Source organism: Streptomyces sp. LARHCF249 (assembly GCF_052871255.1).
Genome location: NZ_JBIXJQ010000002.1, coordinates 447651 through 464015, shown reverse-complemented (window position 1 = coordinate 464015; position 16365 = coordinate 447651). Strand labels below are relative to the sequence as shown.

Annotated in this window: 15 protein-coding genes; 10 read left to right on the top strand and 5 right to left on the bottom strand. The window is 73.0% G+C overall.

The features are described from left to right. Positions 1–69: 69 nt before the first annotated feature. Complete coding sequence (locus ACIPUC_RS06920) at positions 70–684, bottom strand: SanA/YdcF family protein (RefSeq protein WP_446587644.1); 615 nt, start codon at positions 682–684, stop codon at positions 70–72. A gap of 499 nt (positions 685–1183) precedes the next feature. Here ACIPUC_RS06920 and ACIPUC_RS06915 point away from each other — a divergent pair, with 499 nt between their 5' ends. From ACIPUC_RS06915 to dnaG, 4 genes are all read left to right on the top strand, one after another. After that, complete coding sequence (locus ACIPUC_RS06915; RefSeq protein ID WP_446587145.1) at positions 1184–1918, top strand: sirohydrochlorin chelatase; 735 nt, start codon at positions 1184–1186, stop codon at positions 1916–1918. A 36-nt stretch (positions 1919–1954) separates the two neighbouring features. Next, positions 1955–3271 carry a deoxyguanosinetriphosphate triphosphohydrolase gene (locus ACIPUC_RS06910; RefSeq protein ID WP_446587144.1) on the top strand — a complete coding sequence of 439 codons (1317 nt, stop codon included), beginning with the start codon at positions 1955–1957 and terminating at the stop codon, positions 3269–3271. Positions 3272–3364: 93 nt separating this feature from the next. Beyond that, on the top strand, positions 3365–4630 hold the full coding sequence (locus ACIPUC_RS06905; protein ID WP_446587143.1) for an NAD(P)/FAD-dependent oxidoreductase: 1266 nt from the start codon (positions 3365–3367) through the stop codon (positions 4628–4630). Between the two features lie 43 nt (positions 4631–4673). Further along, complete coding sequence (gene dnaG / locus ACIPUC_RS06900; protein ID WP_446587142.1) at positions 4674–6575, top strand: DNA primase; 1902 nt, start codon at positions 4674–4676, stop codon at positions 6573–6575. A 12-nt stretch (positions 6576–6587) separates the two neighbouring features. Here the strand turns inward: dnaG and ACIPUC_RS06895 are convergent, their stop codons facing one another. After that, positions 6588–7034 (bottom strand): gamma-glutamylcyclotransferase family protein, encoded by a 447-nt coding sequence (locus ACIPUC_RS06895; protein WP_446587141.1) that lies wholly within the window; start codon positions 7032–7034, stop codon positions 6588–6590. A gap of 460 nt (positions 7035–7494) precedes the next feature. On the opposite strand from ACIPUC_RS06895, the gene ACIPUC_RS06890 reads away from it, so the two are divergent. Continuing rightward, positions 7495–8037 (top strand): hypothetical protein, encoded by a 543-nt coding sequence (locus tag ACIPUC_RS06890; RefSeq protein ID WP_446587140.1) that lies wholly within the window; start codon positions 7495–7497, stop codon positions 8035–8037. Between the two features lie 142 nt (positions 8038–8179). After that, positions 8180–8806 (top strand): class F sortase, encoded by a 627-nt coding sequence (locus tag ACIPUC_RS06885; protein WP_446587139.1) that lies wholly within the window; start codon positions 8180–8182, stop codon positions 8804–8806. A gap of 10 nt (positions 8807–8816) precedes the next feature. On the opposite strand, the gene ACIPUC_RS06880 is transcribed toward ACIPUC_RS06885, so the two are convergent. Beyond that, entirely contained in the window at positions 8817–9593 is a 777-nt protein-coding gene (locus tag ACIPUC_RS06880; protein ID WP_446587138.1) for a sulfite exporter TauE/SafE family protein, read from the bottom strand. 235 nt (positions 9594–9828) lie between these two features. Between ACIPUC_RS06880 and ACIPUC_RS06875 the strand changes: the two genes are divergently transcribed. The 3 genes from ACIPUC_RS06875 to nirD are packed head-to-tail and all read left to right on the top strand — an operon-like array spanning position 9829 to position 13932. After that, positions 9829–11076, top strand: coding sequence for an NAD(P)/FAD-dependent oxidoreductase (locus ACIPUC_RS06875; RefSeq protein WP_446587137.1), 1248 nt, complete (start codon positions 9829–9831; stop codon positions 11074–11076). Between the two features lies 1 nt (position 11077). After that, on the top strand, positions 11078–13603 hold the full coding sequence (gene nirB / locus ACIPUC_RS06870) for a nitrite reductase large subunit NirB (RefSeq protein ID WP_446587136.1): 2526 nt from the start codon (positions 11078–11080) through the stop codon (positions 13601–13603). Next, on the top strand, positions 13600–13932 hold the full coding sequence (gene nirD, locus ACIPUC_RS06865; RefSeq protein ID WP_361760646.1) for a nitrite reductase small subunit NirD: 333 nt from the start codon (positions 13600–13602) through the stop codon (positions 13930–13932). Before nirB ends, nirD begins: the two co-directional genes overlap by 4 nt. Positions 13933–13938: 6 nt before the next feature. Here the strand turns inward: nirD and ACIPUC_RS06860 are convergent, their stop codons facing one another. Both ACIPUC_RS06860 and ACIPUC_RS06855 read right to left on the bottom strand, forming a co-directional pair. After that, positions 13939–14349 carry a VOC family protein gene (locus tag ACIPUC_RS06860; RefSeq protein WP_446587135.1) on the bottom strand — a complete coding sequence of 137 codons (411 nt, stop codon included), beginning with the start codon at positions 14347–14349 and terminating at the stop codon, positions 13939–13941. A 134-nt stretch (positions 14350–14483) separates the two neighbouring features. Further along, entirely contained in the window at positions 14484–14945 is a 462-nt protein-coding gene (locus ACIPUC_RS06855) for a group III truncated hemoglobin (protein WP_446587134.1), read from the bottom strand. 234 nt (positions 14946–15179) lie between these two features. On the opposite strand from ACIPUC_RS06855, the gene ACIPUC_RS06850 reads away from it, so the two are divergent. Continuing rightward, the gene (locus ACIPUC_RS06850; RefSeq protein WP_446587133.1) at positions 15180–16340 is read left to right on the top strand and encodes an alkaline phosphatase PhoX; all 1161 of its coding nucleotides are present in this window, start codon (positions 15180–15182) and stop codon (positions 16338–16340) included. The last annotated feature ends 25 nt before the right edge of the window (positions 16341–16365 follow it).

The following is a 16365-nucleotide window of genomic DNA, read 5'->3' as shown; positions in this document are numbered from 1 at the left end:
ACGTTCCCCACCTCTGACGCTCGTACGGACCGACCCGGCATATGACTAATCGGCATAGCCGACGCCGCGTCAGTCTGACAGAGCCCCCAGAGCCCGCGACACCCCGTGCTCCTTCGGTCCCAGGAAGTGCGGTTCGGGCTTGAAGGCCGCGTCCAGTGCCGCCTTGCCGGCCGCGAAGACCTCGCGGGTCCCGCCGTAGTACCAGGTGGCGTCGTGCTCATCGGGCACTCCGACCCCGTACGAGTCCACGCCCGCCGCCTGGCACAGGGCGACGGCCCTGCGTATGTGGAAGCCCTGGCTGATCAGCACGGCCCGGTCGACCCCGAATATCCGCTTGGCCCGGGCGCAGGAGTCCCATGTGTCGAAGCCCGCGAAGTCGCTGACGATCCGCCCGTCCGGCACCCCGTGCCCGGTCAGGTACCTGCGCATCGCGTCCGGCTCGTCGTACTCCCTGCGGCTGTTGTCCCCGGTGACCAGGACGACCTTCACCTTGCCCGCGCGGTACAGCTCGGCGGCGGCATCGAGCCGGGTGGCCAGGTAGGGGGTCGGCTGCCCGTTCCACAGCCCCGCCCCGAACACCACGGCCACCTCGGCGGACGGCGCGTCGGCGGTGGTCCGCAGCCGGTCCGCGGCCGCCGCGTGCGTCCACGCCGCGGGCAGCAGCGCCAGCGCGCAGCCCGCCATCACGACCTGCGCGGCCCGCCGCCGCGCCCGCACACCGCGCGGCAGCCCCGGCCGCCGGCCCGCCACGGCCCGTGCCGCTGACCGTGCCGCCGTCCGAGCCGCCGTCCGAGCCCCCGACACCGTCCGTGCCGCTGACCGGGCCGCCGCCCTAGCCCAGCTGTCCTTCTTCATGACCGCCCCCTTGCACCCCACGCATCACACCTCGTTCGCACGGATTGACGAGTGGGCCCCGGCCCACAGTTCCGTCCTCCCCTCCTTTCACCCGCACGAATGACCGGGCGCGGGGGTGAGCACCCGGAAAACACCCGTCACCGCGGCGCAACGCGGTGGCAATCTCCGGCGCGCAGGATCGGTTCATGACGGAGCCGGTGCACCCTCCCGACACCCTGCCCCTCCCCTTCGGCAGCGCCGCCGAACTGCTGTCCCGGATCACCGCCCAACTCGGCACGCAGCTCAGCGGAGTGCGCCCGCCGCGCGCCCGGCCCCACGGAGCCCACCCATGCAGCAGCCCACCCTCGTCGCCGTGGCACACGGCAGTCGCGACCCGCGCGCCCTGCACACCGCCCTCGCCCTCCTCGAACGGGTCCGCGAGCTCCGCCCCCGCCTCGACGTCCGGCTCGGGCACATCGAGCTGAACAGCCCGCTCCTCGGCGACACCCTGGGGGAGCTCGACGGCGAGGCGGTCCTCGTCCCGCTGCTCCTCGGCCGCGGCTACCACGTCAAACGCGATCTCCCGGCTGCGGCAGCCGCCTCCCCGCACCTGCGGGTCGCCGTCGCCGCGCCGCTCGGCCCGCACCCGCTGCTCGTCGAGGCCCTGTACGAGCGCCTGCTGGAGGCGGGCTGGGGCTCCGCCCGCGACACGAGTACGGCCGTCGTGCTCGCCGCCGCCGGTTCCCGCGATCCCGAGTCCGCCGCCGACACCCGCCACACCGCCGCCCTGCTCGGCGAGCGCCTCGGCGGCGTCCCGGTGCTCCCCGCCTACGCCTCCGCCGCCTCCCCCACCGTCCCCGAGGCCGTCCGGACCCTGGCCGCCCGCGGCCACCACCGGCCGGCCGTGGCCTCGTACTTCGCCGCGCCCGGCCGGTTCGCCGCCCAGGCCGCCGCGGCCGCGCCCGCCGTCGCCGCCGCACCCCTGGGCGACCACCCGGCGCTGGCCCGCCTCCTGCTCCACCGCTACGACCGGGCGCGCGCCCTGCCCCGCAGCGTCGAACGGCCGGAACTTCTCTCCGCCTGATCCCGGTTTGTCAGAGGTTCCGGTTACCGTCTCTTCATGGAAGGCACCGCGCACGTCCCGGCAGACGACTTGTACGACCCCACCGCCACCGAGCGCTGGGCCGCCGAACCGGACAAGCGGCCCGGGCGGACCGCCTTCCAGCGCGACCGCGCCCGCGTACTGCACTCCGCCGCCCTGCGCCGCCTCGCCGGAAAGACCCAGGTGGTCACCCCGGGCACCCGCTCCTACGACTGGGACGCGAGCCCCCGTACCCGGCTCACGCACTCCCTGGAGTGCGCCCAGGTCGGCCGGGAGCTCGGCGCCGCGCTCGGCTGCGACCCCGACCTCGTCGAGGCGGCCTGCCTCTCCCACGACATGGGGCACCCGCCTTTCGGCCACAACGGCGAGGAGGCGCTCAACGAGTTCGCCAAGGACTGCGGCGGATTCGAGGGCAACGCCCAGTCGCTGCGCCTGCTGACCCGCCTCGAGCCCAAGCGGTTCGTGCCCGACCCGGCGAGCGGCGAACTCGTCAGCGTCGGCCTCAACCTCACCCGTGCCTGCCTGGACGCCGCCACCAAGTACCCGTGGGCCCGCGGAAACCACCCCACCGACCCCGGCTCGGTCAAGTTCGGCGCCTACGAGGACGACCTGCCGGTCTTCGCGTGGCTGCGCCTCGGCGCGCCCGCGGACCGCAAGTGCTTCGAGGCCCAGGTCATGGACTGGGCGGACGACGTCGCGTACTCCGTCCACGACTTCGAGGACGGGCTGCACGCGGGCCACCTCGACCCCAACCTCCTCTTCGCCGAACCGGAGCGCGCCGCGATCTGGCGGGTCGCCATCGGCCGCTACGTGCCGGCCGACACCGAGCCCGAGGAACTGCGGGCCGCCCTCGACCGGCTGATGGAGCAGGAGTGGTGGCCGCACGGGTACGACGGCTCGGCCGTGGCCCAGGCCCGCCTGAAGGACGCGACCAGCCAGCTCATCGGCCGTTTCTGCCTGGCCGCCGAGGGCGCCACCCGCGAGGCCCACGGATCCGGCCGCCTCACCCGGTACGCCGCCGAACTCGTGGTCCCCCGCGAGGCGCGCAACGAGTGCGCCGTCCTCAAAGCGGTCGCCGACCTGTACGTCATGCAGCGCGACGAACAGGAGCGGATCCGCGCCGACCAGCGCATCGTCCTGGCCGAACTCGCGGAGGCGCTCAGCGCCCGCGCTCCCGAGGGCCTGGACCCGCAGTTCCGGGCCATCTTCGACGCGGCGCCGGACGACAGGGCCAGGAAACGGGCGGTCATCGACCAGATCGCGTCCCTCACCGACGCGGCCGCCCGTTCCCTGCACGCACGCCTCACCCGGCGCACGCGACGCGCCGAGGGGTGAGCTGATCGGGCCACTCCCCCTTCACGCGGCAGGCTCATTGCGGGACGCTCGCATGTGGTCGCATGTGGCGGAGAGGTTATGAGGAGGCATCAGGTGGTCGACGCACACCGGACATTCGTCATCGTGGGCGCGGGGCTGGCCGGGGCAAAAGCGGCCGAAACGCTGAGGTCCGAGGGGTTCACGGGGCGGGTGATCCTGATCGGCGACGAGCGCGACCACCCCTACGAACGGCCCCCGCTGTCCAAGGGGTACCTGATGGGCAAGGACGACCGCGACAGCGTCTTCGTCCACGAGCCGTCCTGGTACGCGGCCTCCGACATCGAGCTGCACCTCGGCCAGCCCGCCGTCCACCTGGACCGGGACGCGAAGAAGGTGGTCCTCGGCGACGGCACCGCCCTGCACTACGACAAGCTGCTGCTGGCCACCGGCGCCGAACCGCGCCGCCTGGACATCCCCGGCACGGGCCTGGCCGGGGTGCACCACCTGCGGCGCCTCGCGCACGCCGAGCGGCTCAAGGGCGTCCTGGCCGGGCTCGGCCGGGACAACGGCCACCTGCTGATCGCGGGCGCCGGATGGATCGGCCTGGAGGTCGCCGCGGCGGCCCGCGGGTACGGCGCGGAGGTCACCGTCATCGAGCCCGAGCCCACCCCGCTGCACGCGGTGCTCGGTCCGGAGATCGGCCGGCTCTTCGCGGACCTGCACGCCGAACACGGGGTCCGGTTCCACTTCGGGGCCCGGCTCACCGAGATCGTCGGCCACGACGGCATGGTGCTGGCCGCCCGTACGGACGACGGGGACGAGCACCCGGCACACGCGGTGCTCGCCGCGATCGGGGCCGCGCCGCGCACCGCGCTCGCGGAGACCTCCGGACTGGCGCTCGTCGACCGGGAGCACGGGGGCGGGATCGCGGTGGACGCCTCCCTGCGCACCTCCGACCCGGAGATCTTCGCGGTCGGGGACGTGGCCGCCGCCCACCATCCGGTGCTCGGGACCCGGCTGCGGGTCGAGCACTGGGCCAACGCCCTCAACGGGGGCCCGGCCGCCGCGCGGGCGATGCTGGGGCAGGAGGTCTCGTACGACAGGGTGCCGTACTTCTTCTCCGACCAGTACGACGTGGGTCTGGAGTACTCGGGCTACGCTCCGCCCGGCGGCTACGACCAGGTGCTGATCCGCGGGGACGCGGGCAAGCGGGAGTTCATCGCCTTCTGGCTCTCGGAGGGGCGGGTGCTCGCCGGAATGAACGTGAACGTGTGGGACGTCACCGAGCACGTCCAGGCCCTGATCAGGTCGAAGGAGCCCGTGGACCGCGAGAGGCTGGCCGACCCCTCGGTTCCGCTCGCGTCGCTGCTCACGGCATAGGGCTGCTGACGGGTTTGCCGGCGTGCGGCCGTAGACTTCACGCGTGGCAGGACGGATCAACGACGACGACGTGAAGGCGGTACGGGACGCGGTCCCGATCGACGCCGTGGTCTCCGACTACCTCCAGCTGCGCAACGCGGGCGGCGGCAACCTCAAGGGCCTGTGCCCCTTCCACGACGAGAAGTCCCCGTCCTTCCAGGTCAGCCCCAGCAAGGGTCTCTACCACTGCTTCGGCTGCCAGGCGGGCGGGGACACCCTCGACTTCATCATGAAGATCGACCACCTCTCCTTCTCGGAGGCGGTCGAGCGCCTCGCCGGCCAGGCCGGCATCACCCTGCGGTACGAGGAGGGCGGCTACACCGCCGGCACCAGCGGCCGCGGCGAGCGGATCCGCCTGGTCGAGGCGCACAAGGCGGCCGCCCAGTTCTACGTCGACCAGCTGGACAGCCCCGAGGCGGAGATCGGCCGCACGTTCCTGGCCGGGCGCGGCTTCGACCAGGCGGCCGCCGCGCACTTCAGCGTGGGCTACAGCCCGGCCGGCTGGGACCACCTGACCCGCTTCCTGCGCGGCAAGGGTTTCACCGACAAGGAGCTGATCACCTCCGGGCTCGCCCAGGACAGCCGCAGCGGCAAGCCGATCGACCGCTTCCGCGGCCGGCTGATGTGGCCGATCCGCGACATCAGCGGCGAGGTGGTCGGCTTCGGCGCGCGCAAGCTGCGCGACGACGACAACGGCCCCAAGTACCTGAACACGCCCGAGACCGCGATCTACAAGAAGTCCCAGGTGCTGTACGGCATCGACCTGGCGAAGAAGGAGATCGCGAAGACCTCGCGGGCCGTGGTGGTCGAGGGCTACACGGACGTGATGGCCTGCCACATGGCCGGGGTGACCACCGCGATCGCCACCTGTGGCACGTCCTTCGGCGGGGACCACATCAAGATCCTGCGGCGGCTGCTGATGGACAACGCCACCGCCGAGGTGATCTTCACCTTCGACGGTGACGCGGCCGGCCAGAAGGCGGCGCTGCGGGCCTTCGAGGACGACCAGAAGTTCGCCGCCGAGACCTCGATCGCGGTCACCCCGGGCGGCATGGACCCCTGCGACCTGCGCCTCGCCCAGGGGGACGCGGCCGTCGCCGGCCTCGTGGAATCCCGGACCCCCCTCTTCGAGTTCGCGCTGCGGCACATCGTCGCCCGGCACAACCTGGAGAACCCGGCGGGCCGGGCGGCGGCGCTGGACGAGGCGGCTCCGGTCGTCGCGAACATCAAGAACATCGCGATCCAGCACGAGTCCGCCGTCCAGCTCGCGGGCATGCTCGGCATCCGCGACGAACAGTTCGTGGTCAAGCGCGTCGCGCAGCTGGCCCGCTGGGCCCGCGAGCGCGGCAACCAGCCCCAGCAGCAGGGCCGGGGCCGCCCGTCCTACGAGGCCGCGCCCGCGCCCGCCGCCCAGCCGGCCGGCGGACCCGCGCTGAACCTGCGCAGCCCGGCCCACCGCACCGAGCGGGAGCTGCTGAAGCTGGCCCTCCAGCGCCCGGCCCTGGTCTCCCCGGCGTTCGACGCGTACGGGATGGACGAGTTCACCGCCCCGCCCTACGCGGCGGTGCGCCAGGCGATCCTGGACGCGGGCGGCACCTCGCTCGGCACCGAGGACTATCTGGCCCGCGTGCGGGACGCGGCCCCGAACGACACCGTCCGCGCGCTCGTCACGGAGCTGGCGGTCGAGGCCATCCACGCCAAGACGGTGGACGAGATGTACGCGGGGGTCCAGCTGGTCCAGGTGCGGCTGCGCGCCGTCGACCGCCGGGTCCACGAGATCCAGGGCACGCTGTCCCGGCTCGGCCCGCAGGCGCCGCCGGAGCAACTGGCCGCGGTCCAGGAGGAGCTGTGGGTGCTCCAGCAGTACGGCCAGCGGCTGCGCAACCGCGGCGCCGAGGGGCTCTAGGGCTCTAGGGCTCTAGGTCTTTTTCAGCCAGTCGCCGCCCGGTATCTCGGTGCCCGACTCCCGCAGGTCGCGGGCGAGCAGCAGTGATGCCAGGTAGACCCAGGCCCGTACCGGGCTGCCGTCGGCGCGCAGGGCCTCGCGGGCGATCCGGTCGTAGATGTTCCCCGGGCGGTCCGGACCCCCGTACTCCTCCAGCACGTCCAGGGCCGCCACCAGTTCCCCGTACTCCCCCGGCGCCGCGGTGATCAGCTCCCCGACCACGAGCGAGCCCGGGCTGTGGACCGCGTAGGGATAGCCGGGGCCCTCGTACAGCGCCGCGTCCGGGAGGCTCGCGGGCTCCTCCGCGACGGTGCGGCCGCGCAGGAACAGGTCGTGGTTGACCTCGCCCGGGCGCAGCGTCCCGTAGACGAAGAACGGGAGCGGAGCGGTCGGATCTTGTGGCCGAACGACCGATGTCACGGGAGCCCTCCCTGGGGTACGGCGGAACACTCCGCAGACCGGGACCAAGGTCCCGCCTTGCCTGCGCCCCACCACCGTACGCACCGCTGCCACACGACCTCCCGGTGCCCGTGACCCGTGCCGTCCAGCGTCGGTTCCCCGTCTCCCCCACCCCACGGTTCCGCCCCATGAAGCCTTTGCCCCGCCGCCTGTTCGCCGCCGCCCTGTGCGCCTGCGCACTCGCCGCCGGCGGCTGCGCCGCACCCGGCGGCCTCGGTGGTGCTCCCGCCGGCCTGACCGCTCCCGCTGCCGGTCACCCGGACGGCGAAGGCGGCCCGGATGGCCGCATCAGCGGCTTTGACCTGCGCAAACCTCCGTGCGGCCGGGCGCTCGCCAGGGAACCTGACGGCACATCAGCAGGCGCGAGGCGGGCGGGCCGGGTTACCTCGGAAGCACGACCCCGTGTCTCCAGGGAGTTCCCATGCGTCGACGTACAGCCCACGCGCTGACTGCCGCCGCGATGACCTGCGCCGCTTTCGCCGGCCCGGTCGCCGGTGCGGTGGCCGCCGCGGATCTCGGCATGGTGAGCTTCGCGCCCGGCGACTTCGCCGCGCTGGAGGTGTGGCCGAAATCCGCCGCCCCGGGCGCCACCGTCACGGTGAACACCACCGCCTGCGGGCCCGGCAGCCATGCCGAGGGTGATGCCACCACGGTGGGTGGCGGCCGGTTCAGGCTGGTCCCGGGCACCCACAAGGAGGTGGTCGTGGGGCAGTTCCAGGTCGCCCGCGGCACCCGCGCCGGCACCTACGACATCGGGGCGACCTGCTCGAACGGCAAGTTCGCCACCGGCGACCTGGTCGTCACCGAACGCGGCCCGCAGGGCCACGTCCAGACCGGGGTGGGCGGTGGCACGACCACCACCACCGACCCCGCCAAGATCGCGGCGGGAGCGGCCGTGCTGGCCGCGACCGCCGTCGGCGGTACCTGGCTCCTGCGTCGCCGGGCGAGCGGCACGCAGAGCTGACGGACGCCCACCGCGGCTCCGGCCGCGGTCCGACCGGTACCGTCCCCCGTCGCCCGCCCCGCGAGGTCCCCCCGTTCGCGGGGCCGGGCGACGGCCAGTCACCCCAACCGGAAAGCCGAAACGAAAAGCCGAGGGGGCACGCATGGGTGGCGATTTCCGCGGGACCCGCCACGGAGGCCTCGTGGCCCTCGCCGCGTGTGTCGGCATCTGGCTCGTGACCAGCGGCTCCCGCGAGCCCGTCGGGCCGCCGCTGCCCTCCCCCGCCGAGGCCCTGACCGCCGGCGGGACCACGGGTCCCGGTATCGCGCCGCTCACCGGCTCACCGCCCACGCGGATCCGGATCCCCTCCATCCGCGTCGACGCCCCGCTGACCGGCCTCGGCCTGCAGCCGGGCGGCAGCCTCGAAGTGCCCCCGCCCGACCGGCGGGACCTGGCCGGCTGGTACCGCGACGGCACCACCCCGGGCGCCACCGGCACGGCCGTCGTCGCGGGGCACGTGGACGACGCCGCCGGGCCGGGGGTCTTCTACCACCTGGGCGCCCTGCGCCGCGGGGCCACCGTCGAGGTCCCGCGCGCGGACGGCCGTACCGCCGTGTTCACGGTCCACGCGGTCGAGGTCTACGACGCCGAGTCCTTTCCCGACACCCGCGTGTACGGTCCTTCGGCGCGCGCCGAGCTGCGGGTGATCACCTGCGGCGGGGGCTTCTCGCCGCGTACGGGCTACCGCGGCAACGTGGTCGTCTTCGCCCACCTCACCGGCACGTACTAGGCCGGGATCCCTATCCCCACTGCTCGAGGCCGAGCTTGATCACCAGCGCACCCACCACCGTCAGCAGCACGCCGCGGACGAAGCCGCTGCCCTTCTTGAGGGCCATGCCTGCGCCGATCATGCCGCCGGCCAGGTTGAACGCCGCCATGAGCGCGGCCAGCTGCCACAGCACCATGCCCTGGTAGGCGAACATCACGAGCGCCCCGGCGTTCGTGCAGACGTTGACGATCTTGGCGGTCGCGGAGGCGGTGACCAGGTCGAGGTGGAGCAGGGCGGTCAGCGCGAGCACCAGGAAGGTGCCGGTGCCCGGCCCGATGAGCCCGTCGTAGAAGCCGATGCCGAGCCCGGCGAGACCGATGGCGAGCAGCACCCGCTGCCGGCTGACGGGCGAGGCGCTCGGGGCGGTGCCGAAGGCGGGCCGGAAGAGCACGAAGGCGGCGACGACCACCAGCACCACCATGATCAGCGGCCGGAGCGCGTCCTTGCTGATGCCGCCGGCCAGCGCGGCCCCGCCCATCGATCCGGCGAGCGCGGCGAGGCCGATGCGGACGGCGAGCTTCACGTCCACCGGGGCCTTGCGGAGATAGGTCACGGCCGCGCCCGTCGTACCGACGATGGCGACGGCCTTGTTGGTGCCGAGCACGGTGGCCGGGTGGGCGTTCGGCAGGCCGAGCAGCAGGGCGGGAAGGAGCAGCAGACCGCCGCCGCCCACCACCGCGTCGATCCAGCCGGCCGCCGCCGCGGCCACGCACAGCATGATGATCATGGTCAGCGATATGTCAGGCACAACCTGACCCTATGGTCCTGTCGGGTGCCGGATCCATTCAATACCCGGAAACTTGCGCAAAGGTTGAGCTTCGCCTGGCCGGCGCCCGGTCCGGCGCCACCGGCGCCGCCGGGTTCACGACCGCCGCCGGCACGCCGGCGCCTCACGGACGCCCGACCCGTGCGCTGAGGGCGGCGTTCCGTCCGGGTAACAACGGCGATGCGGCGGGGAAACAGCGAACCCGCACGCTCGGGGCATGACCTCGAAGCAGCGTGTGGTGGTGATCGGCGGCGGCCTAGCGGGCCTGCGGCTCGCTGCGCGGCTGGCCGGCGGTGCGGCGGTGACCGTACTCGGCGAGGAACAGCACGTTCCGTACAACCGGGTGCTGCTCGCCGAGGTGCTGGCCGGCCGGTACGCGCCGGAGGTGGCGGCGCTCCCGGAGGCCGGTCCGGCACTGCGGCGGGGCGTCCGCGCGGTCCGCATCGACCGGGCCGACCGCACGGTCCACTGCGACGACGGCGCGGCCCTGGCGTACGACACGCTGGTGCTGGCCACCGGATCCAACCCGGTGCTGCCGCCGCTGCGGGGGCTTTTCGAGCCCGAGGGGCGGGAACTGCCCGACGGCGTGCACGCGTTCCGCACGATGGACGACTGCCTGGCCCTCTCGGAGGCCGTACGCCCCGGCGTGCGGGCGGTGGTGATCGGCGGGGGCCTGCTGGGCGTCTCGGCGGCCAGGGCGCTGGCCGCACGGGGTGCGCAGGTGGTCCTGGCGCAGCAGTCCGAGCGGCTGATGGAACGCCAGCTGAACGCGGACGCCTCCGCCTTGCTGGCCACGCACCTGACCGACCTCGGGATCGAGATCCACACGGAATGCCGAGTCCGCGGCCTGTCGGTTTCGGCTGCGGCGCCGCGCCCGACGGCACGGCGCAAGGTCACCGGCGTCGAGCTCGCCGACGGCTACCGCCTCGACGCCGATCTCGTCGTGCTCGCCTGCGGCGTCCGGCCCCGCACCGGGCTCGCCCAGGCCGCCGGCCTCGACGTCCGCAAGGGCGTCGTGGTCGACGACCGGCTGCGCACCAGCGATCCCCGGATCCACGCCATCGGCGACTGCGCCGAGCACGCCGGCCAGGTGTACGGCCTGGCCGGAGCCGCACTGGAGCAGGCCGAGGTCCTCGCGGAGGTCTTGAGCGGCGCGGACGCCGCATACACCGGCACCCGCGCCCTCACCCGCCTCACCCTCACCACCACCGCCGGAGGCGCCGGTACCGGCCCCTTCGACCTCGCCTGCTTCGGCGAGACGACCCCCCGCCCCGGCGACGACGTGGTCCGCTTCGCCGACGCCACCCGGCGGACCTACCGGACGGTCGTCCTCCGCGACGACCGCCTCGTCGGCGGAGTCCTGCTCGGCGAGCTCTCCACCGTGGGCGCCGTCGCCCGCACCTGGGAGGGCGACGAGGCACCCCTCGACCTGTTCCACCTGCTCACCGACGACGGAGGCCACTGACATGACCGAGCCCCTGCCCGCGATCGTGCTCATCGGGCACGGCATGGTCGGCCAGCGCTACCTGGAGGCGCTCGCCGAGCGCGGTGCGACCCGGTCCCACCGGATCACCGTGCTCTGCGAGGAGCCCCGGCCCGCCTACGACCGCGTCCACCTGACCTCGTACTTCTCCGGCAGCACCGCCGAGGACCTGTCCATGACACCGCCCGGGTTCATGGAGGAGCACGGCATCGCCCTCCACCTCGGCGATCCGGCCGAGGCCGTCGACCGGGCCGCCCGTACCGTCACCTCCCGCTCCGGGCAGGTGTTCCCGTACGACGTCCTGGTCCTGGCCACCGGCAGCTTCCCCTTCGTGCCGCCCGTCCCCGGCAAGGACGCCCCCGGCTGCTTCGTCTACCGCACGATCGAGGACCTCCTCGCCATCGAGGAGTACGCCAAGGACCGCACCAGCGGCGCGGTCGTCGGCGGCGGTCTCCTCGGGCTCGAAGCCGCCGGCGCCCTGCAGGGGCTCGGGCTCGCCACCCGCGTCGTGGAGTTCGCCCCCCGCCTGATGCCCGTCCAGGTCGACGAGGGCGGCGGCGCCGCCCTGCTGCGCACCATCGAGAACATGGGGCTCACCGTCCACACCGGTGTCGGCACCCAGGAGGTGCTGACCGGCGAGGACGGCCACGTCAACGGGATGCTGCTCTCCGACGGTTCATCCGTCGAGACCGACCTCGTCGTGTTCTCCGCCGGTGTCCGCCCCCGCGACCAGCTGGCCCGTGACTGCGGCCTGGACGTCGGCGCCCGCGGCGGCATCGCGGTCGACTCCCGCTGCCGCACCTCCGACCCGCACGTCTACGCCATCGGCGAGTGCGCACTGGCCTCCGACGGCCGCGTCTACGGCCTGGTCGCCCCCGGCTACGAGATGGCCGAGACGGCCGCCGACGATCTGCTGGGCAGGGAGAAGGAGTTCACCGGGGCCGACCTCTCCACCAAGCTCAAGCTGCTCGGTGTGGACGTGGCCTCGTTCGGCGACGCCCACGGCAGCGCCCCCGGCAGCCTCGACGTGGTCTGGTCCGACTCCCGCTCCGGTGTCTACAAGAAGCTGGTGGTCTCCCCGGACGGAGTCCTGCTCGGCGGGGTGCTGGTCGGCGACGCGGACGCGTACGGCCTGCTGCGCCCGCTCACCGGCAGCGTGCCGCCCGTCGCCCCCGAGCAGCTGGTCCTGCCCGCCGGTCTCGGCGCGCCCGTCGCACTCGGCCCGGCCTCGCTCCCCGACCACGCGGTGATCTGCTCCTGCCACAACGTCACCAAGAAGGCCATCACCGCCTTCTCCACCCTGCCCGAGGTCAAGAAGTGCACCAAGGCGGGCACCGGCTGCGGTGGTTGCCTCAAGGTGATCGGGCAGTTGCTGCCGGCCTCCGCCGACAAGGGACTGTGCGGCTGCTTCCCCTTCACCCGCGCCGAGCTGTACGAGATCGTCCGCACCCTGCGGCTGGCCTCGTACCAGGAGCTCCTGGACGGCCACGGCCGCCCCGAGGCCCGCGGCGGCGACGGCTGCGAGGTGTGCAAGCCCACCGTCGGCTCGATCATCGCCTCGCTCGCCCCGACCGTCGGCGCCAGCGGCTACGTGCTGGAGGGGGAGCAGGCCGCCCTCCAGGACACCAACGACCACTTCCTCGCGAACATGCAGCGCAACGGCTCGTACTCGGTGGTCCCGCGCATCCCCGGCGGTGAGATCACCCCGGACAAGCTGATCGTGATCGGCGAGGTGGCCCGCGACTTCGGCCTCTACACGAAGATCACCGGCGGCCAGCGGATCGACCTCTTCGGCGCGAGCGTGGACCAGCTCCCGCGGATCTGGGCGCGGCTCGTCGACGCCGGGTTCGAGTCCGGGCACGCGTACGGCAAGGCCCTGCGGACGGTGAAGTCCTGCGTGGGGCAGACCTGGTGCCGCTACGGCGTGCAGGACAGCGTACGGATGGCCATCGACCTGGAGCTGCGCTACCGGGGGCTGCGCGCCCCGCACAAGCTCAAGTCGGCGGTCTCCGGCTGCACCCGCGAGTGTGCGGAGGCGCAGAGCAAGGACTTCGGGGTCATCGCGACGGCGAGCGGCTGGAACCTCTACGTGGGCGGCAACGGCGGGGCCACCCCGCGCCACGCCGACCTCCTCGCCCAGGACCTGTCCGATGCGGAACTGGTCCGGCTGATCGACCGGTTCCTGATGTTCTACATCCGCACCGCCGACCGGCTGGAGCGGACCTCGACCTGGCTGGAGCGGCTCGAGGGCGGCCTGGCCCATCTGCGGGACGTGGTCGTGCACGACTCGCTGGGGCTGTGCGCGGAGCTGGAGGCCCTGATGGCCGACCACGTGGCGCACTACCGCGACGAATGGGCGGAGACGCTCGAGGACCCGGAGCGGCTGCGCCGGTTCGTGTCCTTCGTCAACGCGCCCGGCGCCCCCGACCCGACCGTGAAGTTCGTCCCCGAGCGCGACCAGGTCAAGCCCGACCTGGCCGTCCTGACCATAGGAGGAGCCGTCCGATGACTGTCGAACTGCGGGTGGCCGAAGGCTGGCTGACGGTGTGCGAGCTGTCCGCCCTCATTCCCGGGCGCGGGGTCGCGGCCCTGCTGCCCGACGGGAGTCAGGCCGCGGTGTTCGTCGACCGCGCGGGGCGCCCGTACGCCATCGGCAACCAGGACCCCTTCACGGGCGCGCACGTGCTGTCGCGGGGGCTGCTGGGGAGTGCGGCGGGCCGGCCCTTCGTGGCCTCGCCGCTGCTCAAGCAGCGCTTCGACCTGGAGTCGGGGCGCTGCCTGGACGACGAGGAGGTGGCGGTCCGGACCTACCCGGTGCGGACCGCCGCGACCTCGTAGCCGGCATCAGCCCTGGATGGCGGCCGGGTCCATCCAGACGTACTCCCACACGTGGTGGTCCAGGTCCTCGAAGGCGCGGCCGTACATGAAGCCCATGTCCACGGCCGGTCGCGGCTCGGTGGCGCCCGCCGCGAGAGCGGCGTCGACGACCTCGTCGACCTTGGCGCGGCTGTCCGCGCTCAGGGCGACCATCACCTCGGTGGTCTTGGCGGCGTCGGCGACCGGCTTGGTGGCGAACTCCTTGAACTTCTCCTCGGTCAGCAGCATCGCGAAGATGGTGTCGCTGATCACCAGGGAGGCGGCGGTCTCGTCGGTGAACTGCGGGTTGAAGGAGTAGCCGAGCTTCTCCCAGAAGGCCTTGGCGGCGTCCAGGTCCTTGACCGGCAGGTTGACGAAGATCATCTGGGGCTGGGACATCTCGGTCTCTCTTCTCTCGCGCGGTGGTCGCTGCTTTCGAGGGGTAGACCGGGGGCCGCAGGGAAACTCATCGCTCCCCGCGAGATTTTTTCGAGATTTCTTTCCAGGCCTGCCCGGCGGCACGAAACCGCAGGTCAGGCCAGCGAGCGCAGCTCGAGTGCCGCCAGCGGGACGAAGCCCGGGCCGTCCTCGCCCTCCATGGACGCCCCAGGGCCCGCGAGCCGCTTGTGCAGGGCCAGCGCGATCCGCTCGCCCTGCGCCTTGGCCCGCTCGGCGTTCGGTCCCCGGTGCAGGCCGTCGACGGTCGCGCGCCACAGCTGGACCCAGCGCCCGAAGTCGGCGGCGGTCAGCGCCCGCGCCGAGTGCAGGGCGGCGTGCGGGGCGAAGGCGTCGCGCCCGTACTCGGCGGTGCGGAAGAGGGCACGCTCCCAGAAGTCGGTGATCCGGAGCAGGTGGACCTCAAGGTCCGTACCGGCGATCTCGGTGAAGAAGGGCCCGATCCTGGGATCCGCGAAGGCCGCCGTGTAGAAGCGGCGCAGCACGACGTCGAGGTCGGCGCGGCCCGAGATGTCGTCGGCGGCGGCGAAATGGTTCATCGTTCCACCATCCTGCCTCATGGCGGGCCCTCGCAGGGGCGAAAGTCCCGCGGTACGTCACACGGAGGGAGAGCTCCCCGGCGCCCCGAAAATCCCTGCCGGAGGATTGAACCTGACCGGTCGCTCGTACGTAATGAGGAGTTGGCGCCACGTCAACTGGCGCCTCCTAGGTTCCTCGACGCGTGCGACCCCGCGTCCGACCGGCCGCGGGGCCTTCCTCCCACAGGAGTGACCGTGGAACGTCGTACCTTCCTGCGCGGCGCAGTGATCGGTTCGTCGGCCGCCGCCTTCGGCGGCACGTTGATGCACGGCGCCGCCTACGCGGCGCCCGCCCAGCCCGGCGCCGGACCGTACGGAGCGCTCGGCGCGGCGGACGCGAACGGCATCCAGCTGCCCGCCGGGTTCAGCAGCCGCGTGATCGCCCGCTCCGGGCAGAACGTCGGCTCCACCACCTACAAGTGGCACAGCGCCCCCGACGGCGGCGCCTGCTTCGCCGACGGCACGGGCTGGATCTACGTCTCCAACTCGGAGATCTCCTCCACCGGCGGCGCGAGCGCGGTGAAGTTCGACTCGTCGGGCTCGATCACCTCCGCCTACCGGATCCTGTCCAACACCAACCGGAACTGCGCGGGCGGCGCGACCCCCTGGAACACCTGGCTGTCCTGTGAGGAGGTCAGCCTCGGCTACGTGTACGAGACCGACCCGTGGGGCGTGAACGCCGCCGTCCGCCGCTCCGCGATGGGCCGCTTCAACCACGAGGCGGCGGCCGCCGACCCGGTCCGCAAGGTCATCTACCTCACCGAAGACGACTCCAGCGGCTGCTTCTACCGCTTCGTCCCCACCACCTGGGGCAACCTCTCCACGGGCACCCTCCAGGTCCTCAAGGCGGGCACGGCCACCTCCGGCTCCTTCACGTGGGCCAACGTGCCGGACCCGGACGGTTCCCCGACCGCGACCCGCAGCCAGGTCTCGGGCGCGAAGAAGTTCAACGGCGGCGAGGGCTGCCACTACGCCAACGACACGGTCTGGTTCACCACCAAGGGCGACAACCGGGTCTGGCAGCTCAACCTCGCGAGCAACACGTACGAGCTGGCGTACGACGACTCCCTCGTGCCGGGCGGCGCGGCCCCGCTGACGGGTGTCGACAACGTCACCGGGTCCTCGTACGGCGACCTGTACGTCGCCGAGGACGGCGGCAGCATGGAGATCTGCGTGATCACCCCGGACGACGTGGTGGCGCCGTTCCTGAGGATCACCGGCCAGTCCTCGTCGGAGGTCACCGGCCCGGCCTTCTCCCCGGCCGGCAACCGGCTCTACTTCTCCAGCCAGCGCGGTACGAGCGGCAGCTCGTCGGCGGGCATCACCTACGAGGTGACGGGCCCGTTCCGCACCTGAGCCCCGGCCCCGCAGCACCGCGGCC

What these genes read in the sequence shown, in the direction of transcription:
- ACIPUC_RS06890 (WP_446587140.1), top strand. Translation starts at nt 7,495, where the DNA reads ATGCGTCGACGTACAGCCCACGCGCTGACTGCCGCCGCGATGACCTGC.
- ACIPUC_RS06875 (WP_446587137.1), top strand. Translation starts at nt 9,829, where the DNA reads ATGACCTCGAAGCAGCGTGTGGTGGTGATCGGCGGCGGCCTAGCGGGC.
- ACIPUC_RS06915 (WP_446587145.1), top strand. Translation starts at nt 1,184, where the DNA reads ATGCAGCAGCCCACCCTCGTCGCCGTGGCACACGGCAGTCGCGACCCG.
- ACIPUC_RS06920 (WP_446587644.1), bottom strand. Translation starts at nt 684, where the DNA reads ATGGCGGGCTGCGCGCTGGCGCTGCTGCCCGCGGCGTGGACGCACGCG.
- ACIPUC_RS06885 (WP_446587139.1), top strand. Translation starts at nt 8,180, where the DNA reads ATGGGTGGCGATTTCCGCGGGACCCGCCACGGAGGCCTCGTGGCCCTC.
- ACIPUC_RS06855 (WP_446587134.1), bottom strand. Translation starts at nt 14,945, where the DNA reads ATGAACCATTTCGCCGCCGCCGACGACATCTCGGGCCGCGCCGACCTC.
- ACIPUC_RS06910 (WP_446587144.1), top strand. Translation starts at nt 1,955, where the DNA reads ATGGAAGGCACCGCGCACGTCCCGGCAGACGACTTGTACGACCCCACC.
- nirD (WP_361760646.1), top strand. Translation starts at nt 13,600, where the DNA reads ATGACTGTCGAACTGCGGGTGGCCGAAGGCTGGCTGACGGTGTGCGAG.
- nirB (WP_446587136.1), top strand. Translation starts at nt 11,078, where the DNA reads ATGACCGAGCCCCTGCCCGCGATCGTGCTCATCGGGCACGGCATGGTC.
- ACIPUC_RS06860 (WP_446587135.1), bottom strand. Translation starts at nt 14,349, where the DNA reads ATGTCCCAGCCCCAGATGATCTTCGTCAACCTGCCGGTCAAGGACCTG.